Source organism: Methylobacterium sp. Leaf87 (assembly GCF_001422775.1).
Taxonomy (GTDB): domain Bacteria; phylum Pseudomonadota; class Alphaproteobacteria; order Rhizobiales; family Beijerinckiaceae; genus Methylobacterium.
In genome coordinates this window covers 1-17,048 of the sequence record NZ_LMMI01000017.1, presented here as the reverse complement: position 1 = coordinate 17,048, position 17,048 = coordinate 1, and the positions used below count along the sequence as shown (strand labels likewise).

Below are 17,048 nucleotides of genomic sequence, written 5' to 3'. Positions count from 1 at the left end.
ACCGACGGGGCCGGTCCGGTCCCGGTCGCGAGTCTATAGCGTTCCTTGCGCCCGAGTTCCAGGGACAGGGCCGGCAGGGCCGATCGCCACCGGAACGGACTCGGTTCGCGCCTTCGAAGAGAGCGCGTCTCTAGGAACGAAACGGCTCATTCGGAGTCGGGCATCCCTCTGCAGACCCGGCAAGTTTTGCCGGGCGACGCGCAGATTTCGCCGCATCGCCTTCGGGCCGAGACGAAAAAATCTCGTCTTTACAAGATATTGACTGGTTCGGGAGGCTGGCGCGTCCCTTGCTCCAGGATCCGACAAGGAGACCTTGGACCCATGGCGCAGACGTTCCTCGAAACGGATTTTCTCCTGCGCCGTGCGACGCCGACCGCCCCCCGTGTTTCGGCGCAAGCCCCGGCACGGGCCGCTTTCGTCGTTCGTGATCCCGAACCGTCCCGTGCGACCGTGGCCACCCGGTCCCAGGACGTCCATACACCGGACGCCCGTACGCAGACCGCCCGGGCCGAGCTTGCCCGCGCGAACATCGCCAGCCGATCCGAGCGAGCCCGGACGCCGGACATCGACACGGGGCAGACCCGGACCACGGAACGGACCAAGGCCGGGTCATCGAGGATCGATTCATCCGGGGCTGAAAGCTCACCGGCGCCCGTTCGAGCCGTGCGTGACGCCCCGGCTCCTTCGGCGAAGGTCTCGACAAAGGCGAATGCCGGCCCATCCGGCGAGGCTGGGGCTGGGACGAACGCCCTGTCGCAAGACCGGGTAGGCCTCGTCGCCTCCGTTCCGGCCGGCGCTGCGGGCTCCCCCGAGGCGGGCATGGCCGGGGCGGTCCTCGCCAGTTCGAATGTCGCGGCGATCATCGGTTCCTCGGAAGTGGGTACCGGCGACGGGACGGAGGAGGACACGGACCCCGCCGGGCTGTCGGCCGACGAGCCGGCCATCTCCCTCATGGGCTTCGGCGTTCTGCCCGCGCCCCCTCCGCCCCAGCCCATGCTCCAAGCAGGACCCGGCCAAGGGGGACAGACATCCGTCGCTGGGGACGCGGTGTCGGGGGGGCAGGATGCGGCGGGTCAGGCCTCAGCCGTGACTGGGCAAGTCTCGTCCTCGACGGGGCAGCTCCAGCTTCCATCCGGGGGCGTCCCGTCGTCCAGGGGCGGGGCGCCCGCCGCCGCTGGGCAGAATACCCTAGCCCGGCCGGACATATCGGCGGCCGGAAAGTTCGATCCGGCACTCGGCGGCAAGTCCGATGCGGCGGTGGCCGTGCACGAGGCGTTCGGCAGCGCCGAGCCCGTCGCGGCGTTCGCCATGCCCGAAGGGTTGTCCGCCGTCCGGGAGAATTTCGATGCGCTCGTGCCGGGCTTCTCGGCCGCGCCCGCCGCAACGGCGGCGTCCGGTGCGTCGGTCACGGCCGCCCCCGCGCCGCAAGCCGCCGCGCCCGCCGTACCGTTGGGAGCCGTGCCGATGACCATCGGCCTACGCTCACTTCAGGGTTCGAACCATTTCGAGATCCGGCTCGATCCCGGTGAACTCGGACGCATCGACGTCAGCCTCGACATCGACAAGGAGCGCGGGACGGTGATGGCACATCTCGTCGTCGACCGCATCGAGACCCTCGCCCTGCTCCAGCGCGATGCCGGCAGCCTGCAGCAGGCCCTTTCGCAGGCCGGCCTCGACGCCCCTGAGGCCAACATCAGCCTGTCCCTGCGCAGCGACACGCAGTCCGGCGGCCAGGGCACGGAGAACCAGGGCTCCGATGGGCGCCGCCCCGATGGCCGCTCCGGTGGACCCGGCCTTTCCCACCAGCCCGAGGGCCTCGCCGCCCTCGAAGCCATCCCCGTACGCACCCTGAGGGGCCTGACCGGCCTCGACATCCGAATCTGAAGGGGCATCCGATATGTCATCCGGCATCAGCAGCTTGGCGAACACCGCCGCGTCGGCGAGTTCGACCACCAGGACGTCCGCCCAGGAAATCGCGGGCAACTTCACGCAATTCCTGACGCTGCTGACGACGCAGCTCAAGAATCAGAATCCCCTCGACCCGATGGACACCAACCAGTTCACCCAGCAGCTGGTGCAGTACGCGGGCGTCGAGCAGCAATTGAAGTCCAACGATCGCCTCGACTCGATCCTCACCAACGCCAAGGCGTCGAGTTCGGCTTCCGCCACGGGCTTCATCGGCCAGACCGTGACCGCCGACGGCAAGACCGCCGATCTGGCCGGCGGCTCGGCCACCTGGACCCTGACGCCCTCGCGCGCCGCCACCCAGGCGACCATCACCATCACGGATGCCCAGGGCAACGTGGTGGCGACGCAGAGCAAGGCCATGCCGGCCGGGGCGCAGAGCTATGTATGGGACGGGCGGGCATCCACGGGGATGAGCGCACCGTCGGGAACCTATTCCATCAAGGTCGATGCCCGCGACGCGACGGGGACCCAGGTGAACGTCGATACGCAGATCACCGGCAAGGTCGACGGGATCGATCTCAGCGGCACCGCACCGGTCCTCCTGATCGACTCTGCACGGGTTCCGATCGGCAGCGTGCGGAGCATCGGAACAGGGTTGTCCACATGAGCGTCGAGACGAATCAGATGCAATCGTTCCGCTTCAACATATTTTAAGTGGAGGCAAGTAGCTTCCAATCTCGACAGGTCAGTCGAGTTGTAGAGCGTATCATGACCGAACCAAGCCGCCCGAGAGTGAAGTATGTGATCGGGCCTGATGGTAGTCCATTAACCATTGCCGATCTTCCCCCGACGACTACCCGCCGTTGGGTGATCCGTCGCAAGGCCGAGGTGGTCGCCGCCGTGAGGGGTGGCCTGCTCAGCCTGGAGGAGGCCTGCCAGCGCTATACCCTCACCACCGAGGAGTTCCTCAGCTGGCAGTTCTCCATCGACCAGCACGGCCTTGCCGGCCTGCGCACCACGCGCATCCAGCATTACCGGCACTGACGAAACGGATCTGACCGGGACCGCCTCGTCCGACGGGGAAAGCGCCCGCCGATCCTCTCGAAAGACCGCGCCCCCCAGGGGACGCGGTTTTTTCGTGTTTTCGGGGGGCGCTCGTTCGGATTCCCGCGATGGTCTCCGCATCGTTAACCGCTCGCTAACCACGGCCTGGGCAAATTTTGCCGGGCGGGGGCGGGGTGTCCGCCACGCTTGTTCGGGTGGGTGCGTCGCGCGGTGAAATCGGTTCTCGAACTGGTGATGAAGTTGGGGCCGGCGCGGTTGGCCGCCATGGCCGCCGTCACCATGACGCTGATCGGTTTCTTCGCCTTCGTGATCCTTCGCGTCTCGAAGCCCGACATGGGCGTGCTGTTCGCCGACCTGTCCATGTCCGACTCCTCCGCGGTGATCCGCGACCTCGATGCGCGGGGCATCAAGTACGAGACCAAGGGCGATGCCGGTCAGACCATCATGGCTCCCCGCGCCGATCTTCCCCGCCTGCGCATGGATCTTGCCGGCAAGGGGCTGCCGGGCCAGGCGGGTGTGGGGTACGAGATTTTCGACAAGGGCGATGCGTTCTCGTCCACCAACTTCGTCCAGAACGTGAACCACCTGCGGGCCCTCGAGGGGGAACTGTCCCGCTCCATCCGCGCCATCGGCCGGGTCCAGGCCGCGCGCGTCCACCTCGTGATCCCCGAGCGGCGCCTGTTCGACCGTGACCGCGAGACGCCGAGCGCCGCCATCGTGCTCAAGCTCATGGGCGACCTGGATCCGTCCCAGGTCCGCGCCATCCGCCACCTCACCGCCTCGGCGGTGGAGGGGCTCAAGCCCGAGCGGGTCTCCATCGTCGACGAGCGCGGCCGACTTCTCGCCGATGGCGCCCGTGACGCGGAGGCCGACAAGGGGCTGGGGCTCGAGGAGAAGCAGGTCGGCCTCGAACGGCGCCTGCGCGCGCAGATCGAGGAGATCGTCGCCGGCATCGTCGGTGCCGGCCGCGCCCGGGTGCAGGTCAGCGCCGAACTCGACGTCAACCGCATCGAGAGCCGCTCCGAGAGCTTCGATCCCGAGAGCCGCGTGGTGCGCTCGACCCAGACCCGCAGCGAGACCTCCCTGACGGGCGGGACCGAGGGGGCCGTCAGCGTCGGCAACGAACTGCCCGGAGCCAATCAGCCGGGCGCCGCCCCGGCCCAGAAGGATTCCACGAACAAGAACGAAGAGACCACCAACTACGAGATCTCGCGGGTGACCAAGACCGAGGTGGTCGAGGGCGGCCGGGTCAAGCGGCTCTCCGTGGCGGTCCTCGTCGACGGAGCCTACGTGCCGGGGGCCGACGGCAAACCCACCTACCAGCCGCGCCCGGCGGCCGAAGTCGAACGCATCACGACCCTGGTGCGCACGGCCATCGGCTTCGACAAGGCGCGCGGCGATCAGGTCGAGGTGGTCAACCTGCGCTTCGCGGAGGCTCCGGCCCCGCCCGAGTTCATCGAGCCGAGCCTCGTCCAGTCCCTGATGTCTCCCTCCAAGGAGGACGTCATGCGCATCGTCGAGCTGACGGTCCTGGCCATGCTGACCCTCATCGTGCTGCTCGCCGTGGTGCGTCCGCTCCTGCGCAGGGTGCTCACCGCCGAGCCCGTCGCCATCGCACTGGTGGCCGGCCCGTCCGCGAGCACCGGCGACCCTGCGCTGGATGCGATGATGGCGCCACGCGACAACCCGACCGCCCGCCTCGTCGATTTCGCCAAGATCAACGGCCAGGTTCAGGCCGAAACCGTGCAACGAGTGGTCGACATGGTCCGTGCCAGCCCCGGCGAGACCGTCGAGGTCCTGCGCAACTGGATCAACGACAACTGAGATCCGCCTAGCCTTTCGCGCGTCGTCCCTAAGGAGTTGAGGCCATGTCCTCGGGTTTGAACATCGCGGCGGAACTGGCCAATGCCGGCGGAGCGGCCTTCGCCGCCATGCCCGGCACCCAGCGCGCCGCCGCCCTCCTCCTGCTGCTCGGCGATACCGAAGGTGCGCCGATTTGGCAGATGCTCGACGAGGACGAGGTCAAGAAGGTCTCGCATGCCATGGTCCAGCTCGGCTCCCTCGAGGCCGAGACCGTGGAGAAACTCATCGTCGATTTCGTTTCGCGCCTGTCGTCGGGCGGCGGCATCACGTCGAACTTCGAGCGGACCGAATCGCTTCTCCTCAAGATCTTTCCGCAGGATCAGGTTTCCTCGATCATGGCCGAGATCAAAGGGGCCTCGGGCAAGCGGGTCTGGGCGAGCCTGACCCAGATCGATCCCGAGATCCTCGCCTCGTTCCTGCGCAACGAGTACCCGCAGACGGTGGCCGTGGTTCTCTCGAAGGTCCGCTCGGAATACGCCGCCAAGGTGCTGACCATCCTGCCCGAGGATTTCGCCATCGACGTCCTGAACCGGATGCTGCGCATGGAGACGGTGCAGAAGGAGGCCTTGCGCCACATCGAGGAGACCCTGCGCGTCGAGTTCGTCTCGACCATCGCCCAGACGACGCGGCGCGACGCCCACGAGCTCATGGCCGATGTGTTCAACGCCTTCGACCGCCAGACGGAAGGCCGCTTCCTCGCCGCCCTCGATCAGGCCAACCGTGGGTCGGCGAAGAAGATTCGCCAGCTGATGTTCACCTTCGAGGATCTGCTGAAGCTCGATCCGGGCAGCGTGCAGACCCTCCTGCGCAAGATCGACAACGATACCCTGTGCCGGGCCCTGAAGGGGGCGGAGGAGCGCGTGCGCGGCTTCTTCCTGTCGAACATGTCCACCCGGGCGGCCAAGAACATCACCGACGAGATGGGATCGCTCGGGCCGATCCGTCTCAAGGAGGTCGACGAGGCCCAGGCCAAGATGACCGAACTCGCCAAGGACCTGGCCGAGAAGGGCGAGATCATGATCGCCAAGTCGAGTGGTGAAGAGGAACTGGTCTATTGAACGCCCGTCCCTTCTTGTTCGACACCGACTTCCGGCCCCGCCCCGCCAGCGTCGCCTCGCCCAAGGACGATGCGGCCCTGGCCGAGGCGGTGGCCGACGCCTACGCCCGTGGCGTGCAGGAGGGCCGCGCCCAGGCCGAGATGCAGGCGCAGGGTCGCATGGCCGATGCCCTTACGCGCCTCGGGCTCGCCGCAGCCGGATTGCTCGGCCAGGCGGACGCACGCGACGCCGAGCGCGAGGCGCAGGCCATGAATTTCGCCGTGGCGCTGGCCCGGCGCATCGCCGGCGAGGCCCTCGATACACAACCCCTGGCCGCCATCGGCGATGCGGCCCGTTCCGCCCTGCAGCATCTGCGCGGCGTGCCTCACCTCGTGGTCCGCGTCCACGAGAGCCTCGTCGACGAAGCCGAAGCCCTGGTGAAGCGTCTGGCGCGCGAGCGTGGCTTCGAGGGCCGCCTCGTGGTTCTCGGGGAACCCGACCTCGCTCCGGGGGATGCCCGGATGGAATGGGCCGACGGCGGTGTGGTGCGCGACCGCGCCCGCATCGAAGCCGCCGTGCTCGATGCCCTCGGCCTCACCGCCTGATCCTTTGAAAGCCAGACCATGTCGGACGATTTCACCCTGCCGCAGCTCAATGGAATGGATGCGTCCTTCGATGGACTCGGCACCGAATCCATCCGCGAAGCGCCGACCACACCCAAGAGTGCAGCCGACCTCGAACAGGTCTTCGACGTACCCGTGGTGGTCTCGGCGGTGCTCGGCTCCTCGCGCATGCCCATCGGTGATCTGCTGCGGCTCCAGCCCGGTGCCGTGCTCGAACTCGACCGCAAGGTCGGCGAGGCCATCGACATCTTCGTCAACAACCGCCTCGTCGCCCGTGGCGAGGTCGTCCTCGTGGAGGAGCGCCTCGGCGTGACCATGACCGAGATCATCAAGAACGATCACTGACCATTCCCGGCCCACCGCGCGCCCGCGCGAGGCCCCGACACGGAGACCTTGAGCCATGCGGCTTCTCATCATCGGACGCCTCAACGGCGAACTCGTCACCGCCTCCAAGATCGCCATGAACCGGGGAGCGGCGGTCACCAACGCCGAGAGCTTGCCGCAGGGACTGGCTGTGCTGCGGGCCAAGGGCGCCGACCTCATCATGATCGATGTCGGTCTGCCGATCCGCGAACTCGTCACCGCGCTCACCGACGAACGCATCCGCACGCCCGTGATCGCCTGCGGCATCGCCACCGACGCCAAGGCGGCGGTGGCGGCCATCCAGGCGGGCGCACGCGAATACATTCCCCTGCCCCCCGACCCCGAGCTCATCGCCGCGGTGCTGCAGGCGGTCTCCGAAGACGGGCGCGCCTTCGTCTGGCGGGATGCTTCCATGGAGCGGGTGGTGAAGCTCGCCGAACAGGTCGCCCGCTCGGAGGCGTCCGTGCTCATCACCGGCGAGAGCGGCACCGGCAAGGAGGTGCTGGCCCGCCACGTCCACGGCAAGTCGAACCGCACGGCCAAGCCCTTCGTCTGCGTCAATTGCGCGGCGATCCCCGAGGCGCTCCTCGAATCCGAGCTGTTCGGCCACGAGAAGGGTGCCTTCACCGGCGCGGTCGCCCGCCGTATCGGCCGCTTCGAGGAGGCCAGCGGCGGCACTCTCCTTCTCGACGAGATCTCGGAAATGGACGTGCGGCTGCAATCGAAGCTGCTGCGTGCCCTCCAGGAGCGGGTGATCGACCGGGTCGGCGGCTCGGCGCCGGTCAAGGTCGATATCCGGGTGCTCGCGACCTCGAACCGCAATCTCCTCGACGAGGTTCGAAAGGGCACGTTCCGCGAGGATCTATACTACCGCCTCAACGTCGTTCACCTGAAGTTGCCGCCTCTGCGTGAGCGCCCCGCCGATATTCTCGAACTCGCCGGCCACTTCGCCCGGAAATACGCCGAGGTGAACGGCGTGCCCGTGCGACCCCTGAGCCGCGAGGCGCAGGGGCTCGTCCGTGCCAATCCCTGGCGCGGCAACGTGCGGGAACTCGAGAACACCCTTCACCGGGCGGTTCTGCTGGCTTCCGGTCCGGAGATCGGCCCCGACGCGATCCTGACGCCCGAGGGCGAAAGCATCGGTGGTCCCGCCGCCGGTCCGGCCGAGCGTGCCGCGCGCGTCGCCGAAGCCGCCACCCGCGGCCTCGTCGGCCAGACGGTGGCGCAGGTGGAGTGCGACCTGATCCTCGACACCCTCGACCATTGCCTCGGCAACCGGACGCATGCCGCCAAGATCCTCGGCATCTCGATCCGGACCCTGCGGAACAAGCTCAACGAGTATGTCGATGCCGGTCTGAGCGTGGCCGAACCCGGCAGCGCGCGGGCGGCTGCCGCCTACGGCTGACGCCCGGGTGAAGGAGGCGCTCCGACGAGCATTCCGGGGCTCGCCGCTGGCTCTCCAGGGAGACCGCTTTACGGGGGATTGGGTTCAGCTCACCCCCATGGCCCTCAGCGGTTCCGCGCTGCCTCGTCGGCGACCTGGGCCGCGTGCGCCCGCTCGAGCTTCTCCAGGGACACGAAGCGGGCGATATCGGCCTCGACGTCGCGGATCGTCTCCTCGACGAGGTGCTGCTGCAGCGCGATGCGTGGGTCGTCCGCCGCCAGCCCATCGCGGGTCTGGAGGCGCTGCACCGCTTCCTTGACCACGCCGTAGACGGATTCCCGTGCCTCGCGCGTCATGGACGGGTTTACGGCGCGAGCGATGAGGTCGGAGAATTCGGACATGTCGTTCCGGCTGTGACGCATGGGCGGGCGGGAATGCCGGCTCGGCGAGATACCACGACGAACCGGTGACCGAGAGCCGCGATCCGATCCGGCCGGATCGGTCGCAGCCTCAGAGACGCTGATCCTTCAGACCGGCGACGATCAGGGCGATGGAACTCCACACCACCAGGAAGCAGAAGAAGCCGACGACGAGGGCATACCCGCGTTGCGGATACAGCGAGGCGATGGGCAGATCCGGCGGCACGAAGGTCGCCAGAAAGATCTGCTGCTTCGTGGCCGCGACGCGGGCCCGATCGACCATGAGATTGGCGGATTCGTTCAGTTTGCCCGCGATGGTCTTCTCGACCTGCAGCCCTTCGTATTCGAGCAGCGCCCGGGTCATGTTGTTCGACGGGTCGGAACCCGAAAGACCTTCCGTCGTCAGCTGATCCTGAAGCCGTTTGGTCTGCTGCTGGATCGCCGCGAGGTTGGCGACGAGGGTCTGGATGCTGCGGGACTTCTCGTCGAGGTTCGATCCACGCAGAACCTGGAGATCGGTTTCGGCCTTGAGCTGATCCTTGCGCAGGCTGCCGAGGGTCGTCAGCGTCGCTTCCGCCGCCTTGATCGGATCGATGATGCCCCAGCGGTTGCGGAATTTCTGAAGGGCGAGGTGGGCTTCGCGCAGGCGTGTTTGCGCCCGCACGGCATCGGCTTCGGCATGGGCGACGAGATCGGCCTGGGCCGCGCGCGAGATCTGGTTGATCAGCACCTCGGTGCGCGCGATCACCTCCTTGGAGATCGCGAGCGCATCCTGCGGCGTGAAGGCGCGAACCGTCAGGGTGATCACGCCCGAGATCACATCGATGCGGGCGATGACATGCTTACGCCAGTATCGAGCTAGGTCCTCAATGGGCTGGGGCGGCCGATAGCGGGTCCAGAAATCGGCCTCGTTACGGGCGAACATCGCCGAGACCTTCAACGTTTCTTCCATCTTGGACACCAGCGTCTGGCTCTGGATATAGTCCTTGACGATGAAACTGTCCTGACTGTTATGCTTCTGGATCAGGTCGGCGAACTGGCCGACCGAAGCCTCCTCCATGGGCTCGACATTGCCCCGGACGGTGAATTGTGCTTCGGCGACGTACTGGTTGGCGGCGAAACCGTAGAGATAGATCGCCAGCATCAGCGTCGGTAGCAGCACGAAGACGCTGAAGTTGCGGATCAGGTCGATGGTGAGGTTCGGCGGCTTGGAGGATGCCGGCCGCAGGCCGGGAAGGCGCCGCCAGTCGAGGCGTTCGCTCGCCCTGCGCAGGAGGGTCGGCGCCCGGCCGGTGGGGATCGGTTCTACGGTCTCGGCGTTGCGCCGCAGATCGGGGACCGCCCGCAGCGCGAGGTCGATGACCCCGCGCAGGCGCTCCGACTGCTTGACCTCGTCGACATTCATCGCATCGGATTCCTGAAGGCTCGGCGCGCGAACGCGACCCCACACCGCGCTTCCGGCACCCATGGCACCGGAGGCGGCGCGGAGCCCTTTCGACCCCATGCCGTTACCCTGGGAAGTCCCGTGTTTTTCGGCCCTTTTTAAGGCGTGGCTTCAGCGGTCGAGCCCGGGTGGCTAGACCCGAGCGGCCGGGTCGAGCGCAGGAACGAATGAACGCCGGGCAGACCGCCCCGCCAAGGAACACGATGACACGAGACCTGACCGATGTGACGCCCCATAAGATCCGGTACGCCCGGGCCAAATTCGGTGATGTCGTTCTCGTTTGCACCAAATGCGCCAAGCGTCAGGGACTCCCCAAGGGCGCCGTGCGCACGATCCTCAAACGCGCCCTGAAGGAGTGCGGCGGGTCGTCGAAGGGGGGCCTCCTCAAGCCCCGCCTCGTCGAGGTCGGGTGCCTCGGTCCATGCCCGAAACGCACCGTGGCGGTGGCGACGACCGCGAGCCTCGCCGAGGGGCGCATCGTCCTCATCGACCCGGCGGGGGACCGCCGGGCGATCCTCGCCGCCCTCCTCCCCGATTTCGGCCCCAAAGCTAAGCTAACGCCGCCCGGCACTCCGGAAGATCCGTGTTCCGGGCCGCGTGCGCCCTGAATTTCCGAGGCTATCCGCCCCCCGCGATGATGCTGATCCGAAGCGTTTCGATCCGCCAGGATCGCCCATCATGAAGCCGTCTTCGACCGGCGCCATCGGCCGGGCGCTCCTGCGCCGGCTGCCCTTGATCGGGACGATTCTGGGATTGGGCCTCGGGATCTGGCTCGTGGTGACGCACGATCTGCATGCGGTCGGGGAGGCGTTCGGGCGGATCGGCGCCCTCGGCCTCATCGGCATCGTCTTGGTGCGGGCGGCCATCGTGGCAACCTGTGGTTTCGCCTGGGCGCGGCTCCTTGCGGGGCTCGCTCAGGTTGAAGCGGGGGCGTTCCTCATCCTGCGCTTCGTGCGCGAGGGCATCAACGTGCTGCTGCCGGTGGCGTCCGTCGGCGGCGATGTGGTCGGCGGGCGGCTGCTGACGTTCTGGGGCGTGGCGGGGTCCCTGGCGGCGGCCTCGATCCTCGTCGATATGCTGATGCAGGTGGCGACCCAGGGGCTGTTCGCGCTCCTCGGCGTGGTGCTGCTCGCGCAGGTGGGCGGCGGCACCGCCGAGGCCTTGGCGACCTGGACGGCGGGGGCGCTCGCCGTGACGGCGGTGATCGTCGCGGCTTTCTTCGCGGTCCAGCGCAGCGGCGCGGCCCGTGACCTCGTGCGCCGTTCCACCGACCGGATGCGCCGCTGGGCTGGCGCGGCCGTGACGCCGCGGAACGGCCCGCCGGGCGGGGTCTACGACGCCCTCGACGCGGTCTGGGCCCCGGATCGGCGCAGTGCGCTCGCGGCTGGATTCGGCCTCCACCTCCTCGCCTGGGGCATGGGCGCCGTCGAGATCTGGATCGCGCTCGCCTGCATCGGCGTCGAGGGGGTGACGTGGACCGAGATCGTGGTGATCGAGGCGCTGAGTCAGGCGATCAAGTCCGCGGCGTTCCCGGTGCCGAGCGGCCTTGGGGTGCAGGAGGGCGGGTTCGTGCTCCTCGGCGGCCTGTTCGGCCTCGATCCCGGGACGTCGCTGGCGCTGTCGCTGGCCAAGCGCGTGCCCGACGTGGTGCTGGGCGTGCCGGCCCTCATCGCGTGGCAGATGCTGGAGGCGCGCCGCGCCACGGTGGTCTCGCCCCGGGTGTAGCTCAGTCCGGCTCGGCGAGCAGTCCCTCGACGAACGGCGTCAGGCCGGTGCGACGGTCGCGCTTCAGCCGCTCGGCGATGAGGATGCCTTCGAGCGAGCGGAAGGCGTCGTCGAGGTCGTCGTTGACGATGACGTAGTCGTACTCGCTCCAGCGCTGGATCTCCATCCGGGCGTTGGCGAGGCGCTTCTCGATGGTGTCGGGCGAATCCTCGGCCCGGCGCTCCAGGCGGTGGCGCAGCTCGGCGAGCGAGGGCGGCAGGATGAACACCGTCACCACGTCCTGGGTGAGCTTGGACCGCACCTGCCGCGTGCCCTGATAGTCGATGTCGAAGATCATGTCCCGGCCGGCCCCCAGCACCTTCTCCACGGGGCGGCGCGGGGTGCCGTAGAAATTGCCGTGCACCTCGGCCCATTCGAGGAGGTTGTCGGCGCTGCGCAGGGCGTCGAAGGCCTCGCGGTCGATGAAGTTGTAGTGCTTGCCGTCGATCTCCGAGGGGCGGCGCGCGCGGGTGGTCACCGAGATGGAGAGGTCGAGGCCCCATTTCGGGTCGCCGGCCACGGCCCGCGTCAGGGTGGTCTTGCCCGCGCCCGAGGGTGAGGACAGGATGAGGATGAACCCGCGCCGCTCGATCGCCGTCGCCTGCATCGCAAAAAAACCTACTCGACGTTCTGAACCTGCTCGCGGAATTGCTCCACCACGGCCTTCAAGTCGAGTCCGATCCGCGACAGGGCGATGTCGTTCGCCTTCGCGCACAGGGTATTAGCCTCGCGGCCGAGTTCCTGGGCCAGGAAATCGAGCTTGCGGCCGACGGGACCACCGGCCGCCAGCAGGTCGGCGGCGCTGGCGAGGTGGGCGGCCAGGCGGTCGAGTTCCTCGCGGACATCGGCCTTGGCGGCGAGCAGCACCGCCTCCTGGTGCAGGCGGTCGGGGTCGAGGTTGCCGACCGCGATCAGGGTCGAGACCGTGGCGGCGAGGCGGGCGCGCACGGCCTCGGGCTTGCGCGCCGGGCAGTCTTCCGCCGCTCGGGTCAGGCGGCCGATCTCGGCGAGCTGCGCCTCGATGACGGCGCGCAGCTGCCGCCCCTCGGCGCGGCGGGCTTCCACGAGGTCGGTGACGAGGCGCACCACCCCCTCGGCGAGATCGCGGTGGAGGGCCTCCGTATCCGTCGACGCCTCGTCCTCGGCCTCGATGACGCCGCGCAGGGCCAGGAGCCCGTCGAGGGTCGCCGGGGCGACGCCCTCGGGCCGGGGCACCCGCGCCACCGCCGCCGCGAGTTCGGCCAGCAGCCCCTCGTTGATCTTGATGCGCGGGGCCGCGTCGGGTCGGGAGAGGTTGAGGGAGAGCTGACACTGCCCGCGCGCCAGGGTCTTCTGCAGGGCGGTGCGGGCGACCTCCCCGGCCGCGTCGTAGCCGTTGGGCACGCGCAGGCGGACCTCCAGCCCGCGCCCGTTCACGGCGCGGACCTCCCAGGCCCATTGCACCGCCCCGGTGGTGCCGACGGCCCGGGCGAATCCTGTCATGCTGGAGAGGATCATTGTTGGACTGGACCGTATTCGAAGGAGAGCCACACCGGTTGCCGCTCCCCTCTCCCCGCCGGGCGGGGAGAGGCCTGCCTGCACCTCGGCGTGCAGGCGGGGAGCGCAGGCGAAGCCGAAGCGAAGGTGAGGGGGCCTCTCATCAGCAGGAGGCTCGTTCGGGGCCGCCCCCTCACCCTCGGCTTCCGCCTCGCCGCGCCGACGACGGGGGCGTCGCGGCCCTCTCCCCGCAAGCGGGGCGCGGGGACGCGCGCGGCTACCCCGCGTCTCACGGCTGCTTCAGCACCGGGACGCTTTTGGGCGAATTCAGGTCGAAGGTCTTGTTGCGCAGGGGATCGAGGCGTGTGCCCTCGGAGGCGTCGAAGGCCTTCGGACGCGGAGCCGAGGGGTCGGCGCCGCCGGCGAAGTTGGTGCCGTCGGCCGGCGCGTAGGCCGAGGCGCGGCCCGGATCGGGCGTCGGGTTGGGCTCGACCTTGTCGACGGCCGCGTCCGGGGTCGGGGCCTGGCGGGCGCGCTCGACCTGGCGCCAGCGGGCGACGTTGCGCGAGTGGCCCTCCAGGGTCTCGGCGAAGGCGTGGCCGCCGGTGCCGTCGGCCACGAAGAACAGGTCCTTGGTACGCGACGGGTTGGCGACGGCCTCGAGGGCGGCGCGGCCCGGATTGGCGATGGGGCCGGGCGGCAGGCCCTCGATCACGTAGGTGTTGTAGGGCGTCGCACGCTCGATCTCGGAGCGCTGGATGCCGCGCCCGAGGGTGCCGCGCCCGCCCACCAGCCCGTACACGATGGTGGGGTCCGATTGCAGCTTCATGCGCTTGTTGAGGCGGTTGACGAACACGCCTGCCACACGGGGCCGCTCGTCGGCCCGGCCGGTCTCCTTCTCGACGATGGAGGCCAGCGTCACCATCTCGGCCGGGGTCTTCACCGGGATCTCGGCGGAGCGGCGCTTCCAGATGTCGGCCAGGACCTCGCGCTGCTTGGCGCGCATGAGGTTGACGATCTGCTGACGGGTGGCGCCGCGCTCGAACTTGTAGGTGTCGGGCAGGAGCGCGCCCTCGGCCGGGATCTCGTTGATGTCGCCCGACAGGATGTCGTTGTCGTTGAGCCGCGCCACGATCTGCTCGCTCGTCAGACCCTCCGGGAAGGTGACGGCGTGCTGGACCTGCCGGCCCGACGACAGGGTCTCGATGGCCTCGTTGATGCTGGCATGGGCCTTGAACGTGTACTCGCCGGCCTTGAGGGCCTTGCCGCTCAGGCGGGCGGCCCACTCGAACAGGGCCGTGTGGGCAATGACGCCCTCGCGGGACAGGGCCTCGGCGATCTCGGAGGTGCCGCTGCGAGGCGAGATGACCACCACCTTGTCGGCGGGCAGCGGCCCCGGCTCCTTCACCTGCCGCTCGAACAGCGTCATGCCGATCATCACGCCGATGGCCAGCACCACCGACAAGGTGAGCAGGCCCGAGATGGTGGCGAGCAGGCCGCCCCGGCGGCGCTCCGGCAGATCGGGCGGCGGCGGTGCGGCGGTGGGCTTGATGGCCTCGCTCGGGCTGCGCGGCGACAGGCGCTGCGGCAAGGCCCGCTCCTCGGAGGCGGCCGGCACGGGCTCGGGATTCGGGCGCTTGCGGAAGAACATGGACATCCTGTTCGGGCCTCGGGCCCCCTCCCCCGCCGTTTTTCGAGGACGTGGGACAGTCTCGCGCCACCTCGAATGGGCGCGACGGGCTGGCCGTTAGGCGCGCGAGTTTGGTCGGTTTTGTGGCGAAATGGGGATTGCCTTTAACCCATCCCGCTTGCAGAAATGGGCCCGCTTTGGCAGTCAGTTATCCGCTGTATTGCAAAAGAAGCTTTCGTGTGGTCGTTGTGCGATAACCCACTGCGGCGCGACGTGCTTCGTTTAAAGCTGTTGCTTTAGCAGATAGGTCCATTGAGATTTTGGAGTAATTTTTTCATTATTTACTATAGGGTATGAGGGATCTACGTTTCCAGATTTTTTGCTGGAATTAAAACAAAGGTCCATCGATCTAGTGCTAGATGTTCGTCAATTGCCCCTTTCGCGCAAGCCGGGATTTTCTAAAAAGGCCTTCTGCGATGGATTAAGGATTTCTGGTATAGACTATACTCACTTGCCGGCGCTCGGATGCCCGAAATCGATTAGAAATAAGTATAAGGCTGACAAAAATTGGTCAAATTATACATCGCAATTTGTAGAATATCTCAATAAAAATTCAGATTTAGTGGAATGGATTGCGGACACCTCAATGGAATTGAATGTATGTCTGGTTTGTTTTGAGGCAGATTTCAAAACTTGCCATCGCAATTTTATATCAGAAGCAGCTGATCGGCTGTCGAATTCAAAAACTGATCATCTCTTAGTCAAAAAAGGAGCCTTGAATTGAAGGCTCGATCTTCGGCGGATATATTAAACTTATAGCCAGCCATTGGTCTGGAAATCGATGAATATTTCCCATTAGTAGAAATAGATCCTGCTTTGGAAGGTATTGCTCGATTTTCTCTCTGAATGGTGTTTCCCGCCTGGGGCCGTGGGAGAATCTGGTGTTCCAATATAATGCTCCGATTTCCCAATCTACAATCTTATGCTTTATTGTTCGATCTAGATCATAGCAGTAATAAAAGTTATATGGAATTTTTCTAAGGGTTTTTATCTGGGATCTGTCTGTTGGATCAAATAAGTCGAGTTTATTTTGCAGAATTAAGAGTTTTGACTGTTCTTCTTCTGTCCATTCTGGATGGTCGGCTTTGGTGATGTCGAGGCGTAGATTTTGGTCAATTTTCAATAGACCTAATGTCGTGCCATTTAACTTGCGGTCGGCTTCTAAATCTAAGATGCTACGAAATACCGGAAGTTTTTCAAGCCAATCTCTTCTCATCCTCCAGTTGTGATCGGTCGATAAGGGCTTGCCTTCGCAGATAATCGTGTCGACTCCGATCCGATGGCTTTCTCTTCGGCGATCCGACTTTGTCTTTGATATTTTCGCAGTAATCCATTGCCATTTTTTTGAATTTTGCTTTTTCGCCGATCATACGGAAAGGTATCGGATAGAGGCGAATAAGTTCTCCGGTGTCGCTAATGCCGGCGACACACGATGTCTCAGCGTATTTCGAACTCGGAGATGGATACGTCTTGCAAAGAATTAAAATTCGAGCAGATTCATACGCCATACCAAACATCCATATATAATGCTTGAGCTAAGCATAGTTTTCTGCCCCGAGCAAATCGCGGGTCGCGAGTCGGGCGTAGAATTTCAACCTGAAGGTGGCAGTTTCTCTGATCCACCCGCCGCATCACCAAGTTCGCGTTCGTCCCTTGGAAACCGAACGAATTTGGTAGGACGTCATCCATGTACTTGCGCTTGGCCTCGTGCGGCACGAGGTCGATGGCGGTTTCGACGGATGGATTGTCGTGGTTGAGGGTCGGCGGGATGGTTCTATCGTGGATCGAGTGGCCTCGACGGGCTCCCTCTCCTGAAAGGAGAGGGTTGGGGTGAGGTGTGGGACCTTTTCGGAGCGTTCGCACACCTCACCCTGTCCCTCTCCTGGAAGGTTTGGGGACCTGCGCTCTAGAGACTGTTATGAACCGCTTGCCAGTTGAGCGGCCTGTTTGAGCATGAGGCAGACGAAGGCGACGATGTGGAGATCGGCGAGTGTGCTGGGATAGCGCTCGTA

The 17,048-nt window shown here is 66.2% G+C and carries 16 protein-coding genes and 2 pseudogenes; 10 read left to right on the top strand and 8 right to left on the bottom strand.

The genetic code is table 11. From position 1 onward, the window contains the following. The first annotated feature begins 321 nt into the window (after positions 1 to 321). From ASF22_RS11340 to ASF22_RS11305, 8 genes are all read left to right on the top strand, one after another. Positions 322 to 1,884, top strand: a complete 1,563-nt coding sequence (locus ASF22_RS11340; RefSeq protein ID WP_056264203.1) for a flagellar hook-length control protein FliK — start codon at positions 322 to 324, stop codon at positions 1,882 to 1,884. A gap of 13 nt (positions 1,885 to 1,897) precedes the next feature. Next, entirely contained in the window at positions 1,898 to 2,575 is a 678-nt protein-coding gene (locus tag ASF22_RS11335) for a flagellar hook capping FlgD N-terminal domain-containing protein (protein WP_056173954.1), read from the top strand. A 101-nt stretch (positions 2,576 to 2,676) separates the two neighbouring features. After that, positions 2,677 to 2,952 (top strand): DUF1153 domain-containing protein, encoded by a 276-nt coding sequence (locus ASF22_RS11330; protein ID WP_018044452.1) that lies wholly within the window; start codon positions 2,677 to 2,679, stop codon positions 2,950 to 2,952. A 231-nt stretch (positions 2,953 to 3,183) separates the two neighbouring features. Continuing rightward, a complete protein-coding gene (gene fliF, locus ASF22_RS11325) occupies positions 3,184 to 4,797 on the top strand; it encodes a flagellar basal-body MS-ring/collar protein FliF (RefSeq protein WP_056264277.1) in 1,614 nt (537 codons plus the stop codon). A 44-nt stretch (positions 4,798 to 4,841) separates the two neighbouring features. Then, positions 4,842 to 5,894, top strand: coding sequence for a flagellar motor switch protein FliG (gene fliG / locus ASF22_RS11320; protein ID WP_056173951.1), 1,053 nt, complete (start codon positions 4,842 to 4,844; stop codon positions 5,892 to 5,894). Then, entirely contained in the window at positions 5,891 to 6,478 is a 588-nt protein-coding gene (locus ASF22_RS11315) for a FliH/SctL family protein (protein ID WP_056264201.1), read from the top strand. The genes fliG and ASF22_RS11315 overlap by 4 nt, the downstream gene beginning before the upstream one ends. A gap of 18 nt (positions 6,479 to 6,496) precedes the next feature. After that, complete coding sequence (gene fliN / locus ASF22_RS11310) at positions 6,497 to 6,841, top strand: flagellar motor switch protein FliN (protein ID WP_056173945.1); 345 nt, start codon at positions 6,497 to 6,499, stop codon at positions 6,839 to 6,841. Between the two features lie 55 nt (positions 6,842 to 6,896). Further along, a complete protein-coding gene (locus tag ASF22_RS11305; protein ID WP_056173943.1) occupies positions 6,897 to 8,264 on the top strand; it encodes a sigma-54 dependent transcriptional regulator in 1,368 nt (455 codons plus the stop codon). A 104-nt stretch (positions 8,265 to 8,368) separates the two neighbouring features. On the opposite strand, the gene ASF22_RS11300 is transcribed toward ASF22_RS11305, so the two are convergent. Continuing rightward, positions 8,369 to 8,644: a hypothetical protein gene (locus tag ASF22_RS11300; RefSeq protein ID WP_056174174.1), complete on the bottom strand. Its 276-nt coding sequence runs from the start codon at positions 8,642 to 8,644 to the stop codon at positions 8,369 to 8,371. 109 nt (positions 8,645 to 8,753) lie between these two features. Beyond that, positions 8,754 to 10,067 (bottom strand): hypothetical protein, encoded by a 1,314-nt coding sequence (locus tag ASF22_RS11295; RefSeq protein WP_056264274.1) that lies wholly within the window; start codon positions 10,065 to 10,067, stop codon positions 8,754 to 8,756. A 242-nt stretch (positions 10,068 to 10,309) separates the two neighbouring features. Between ASF22_RS11295 and ASF22_RS11290 the strand changes: the two genes are divergently transcribed. Both ASF22_RS11290 and ASF22_RS11285 read left to right on the top strand, forming a co-directional pair. Next, on the top strand, positions 10,310 to 10,714 hold the full coding sequence (locus ASF22_RS11290; RefSeq protein ID WP_200927128.1) for a hypothetical protein: 405 nt from the start codon (positions 10,310 to 10,312) through the stop codon (positions 10,712 to 10,714). A gap of 70 nt (positions 10,715 to 10,784) precedes the next feature. Next, positions 10,785 to 11,831 (top strand): lysylphosphatidylglycerol synthase domain-containing protein, encoded by a 1,047-nt coding sequence (locus tag ASF22_RS11285; protein ID WP_056264196.1) that lies wholly within the window; start codon positions 10,785 to 10,787, stop codon positions 11,829 to 11,831. A gap of 1 nt (position 11,832) precedes the next feature. Here ASF22_RS11285 and gmk read toward each other — a convergent pair whose 3' ends face one another. The 6 genes and pseudogenes from gmk to ASF22_RS24860 form a co-directional block, all read right to left on the bottom strand. Further along, complete coding sequence (gene gmk, locus ASF22_RS11280) at positions 11,833 to 12,477, bottom strand: guanylate kinase (protein ID WP_056173937.1); 645 nt, start codon at positions 12,475 to 12,477, stop codon at positions 11,833 to 11,835. A gap of 11 nt (positions 12,478 to 12,488) precedes the next feature. Then, a complete protein-coding gene (locus ASF22_RS11275; protein WP_056264194.1) occupies positions 12,489 to 13,367 on the bottom strand; it encodes a YicC/YloC family endoribonuclease in 879 nt (292 codons plus the stop codon). Positions 13,368 to 13,635: 268 nt separating this feature from the next. Beyond that, complete coding sequence (mltG, locus tag ASF22_RS11270; protein ID WP_056174169.1) at positions 13,636 to 14,997, bottom strand: endolytic transglycosylase MltG; 1,362 nt, start codon at positions 14,995 to 14,997, stop codon at positions 13,636 to 13,638. A 736-nt stretch (positions 14,998 to 15,733) separates the two neighbouring features. After that, on the bottom strand, positions 15,734 to 16,252 hold the full coding sequence (locus ASF22_RS24870; RefSeq protein ID WP_244474263.1) for a hypothetical protein: 519 nt from the start codon (positions 16,250 to 16,252) through the stop codon (positions 15,734 to 15,736). Positions 16,253 to 16,656: 404 nt separating this feature from the next. Next, positions 16,657 to 16,806: pseudogene (locus ASF22_RS24865) on the bottom strand (beta-ketoacyl-ACP synthase II); the annotation flags it as partial. Positions 16,807 to 16,952: 146 nt separating this feature from the next. Further along, positions 16,953 to 17,048, bottom strand: a pseudogene (locus ASF22_RS24860) (IS5/IS1182 family transposase); the annotation flags it as partial.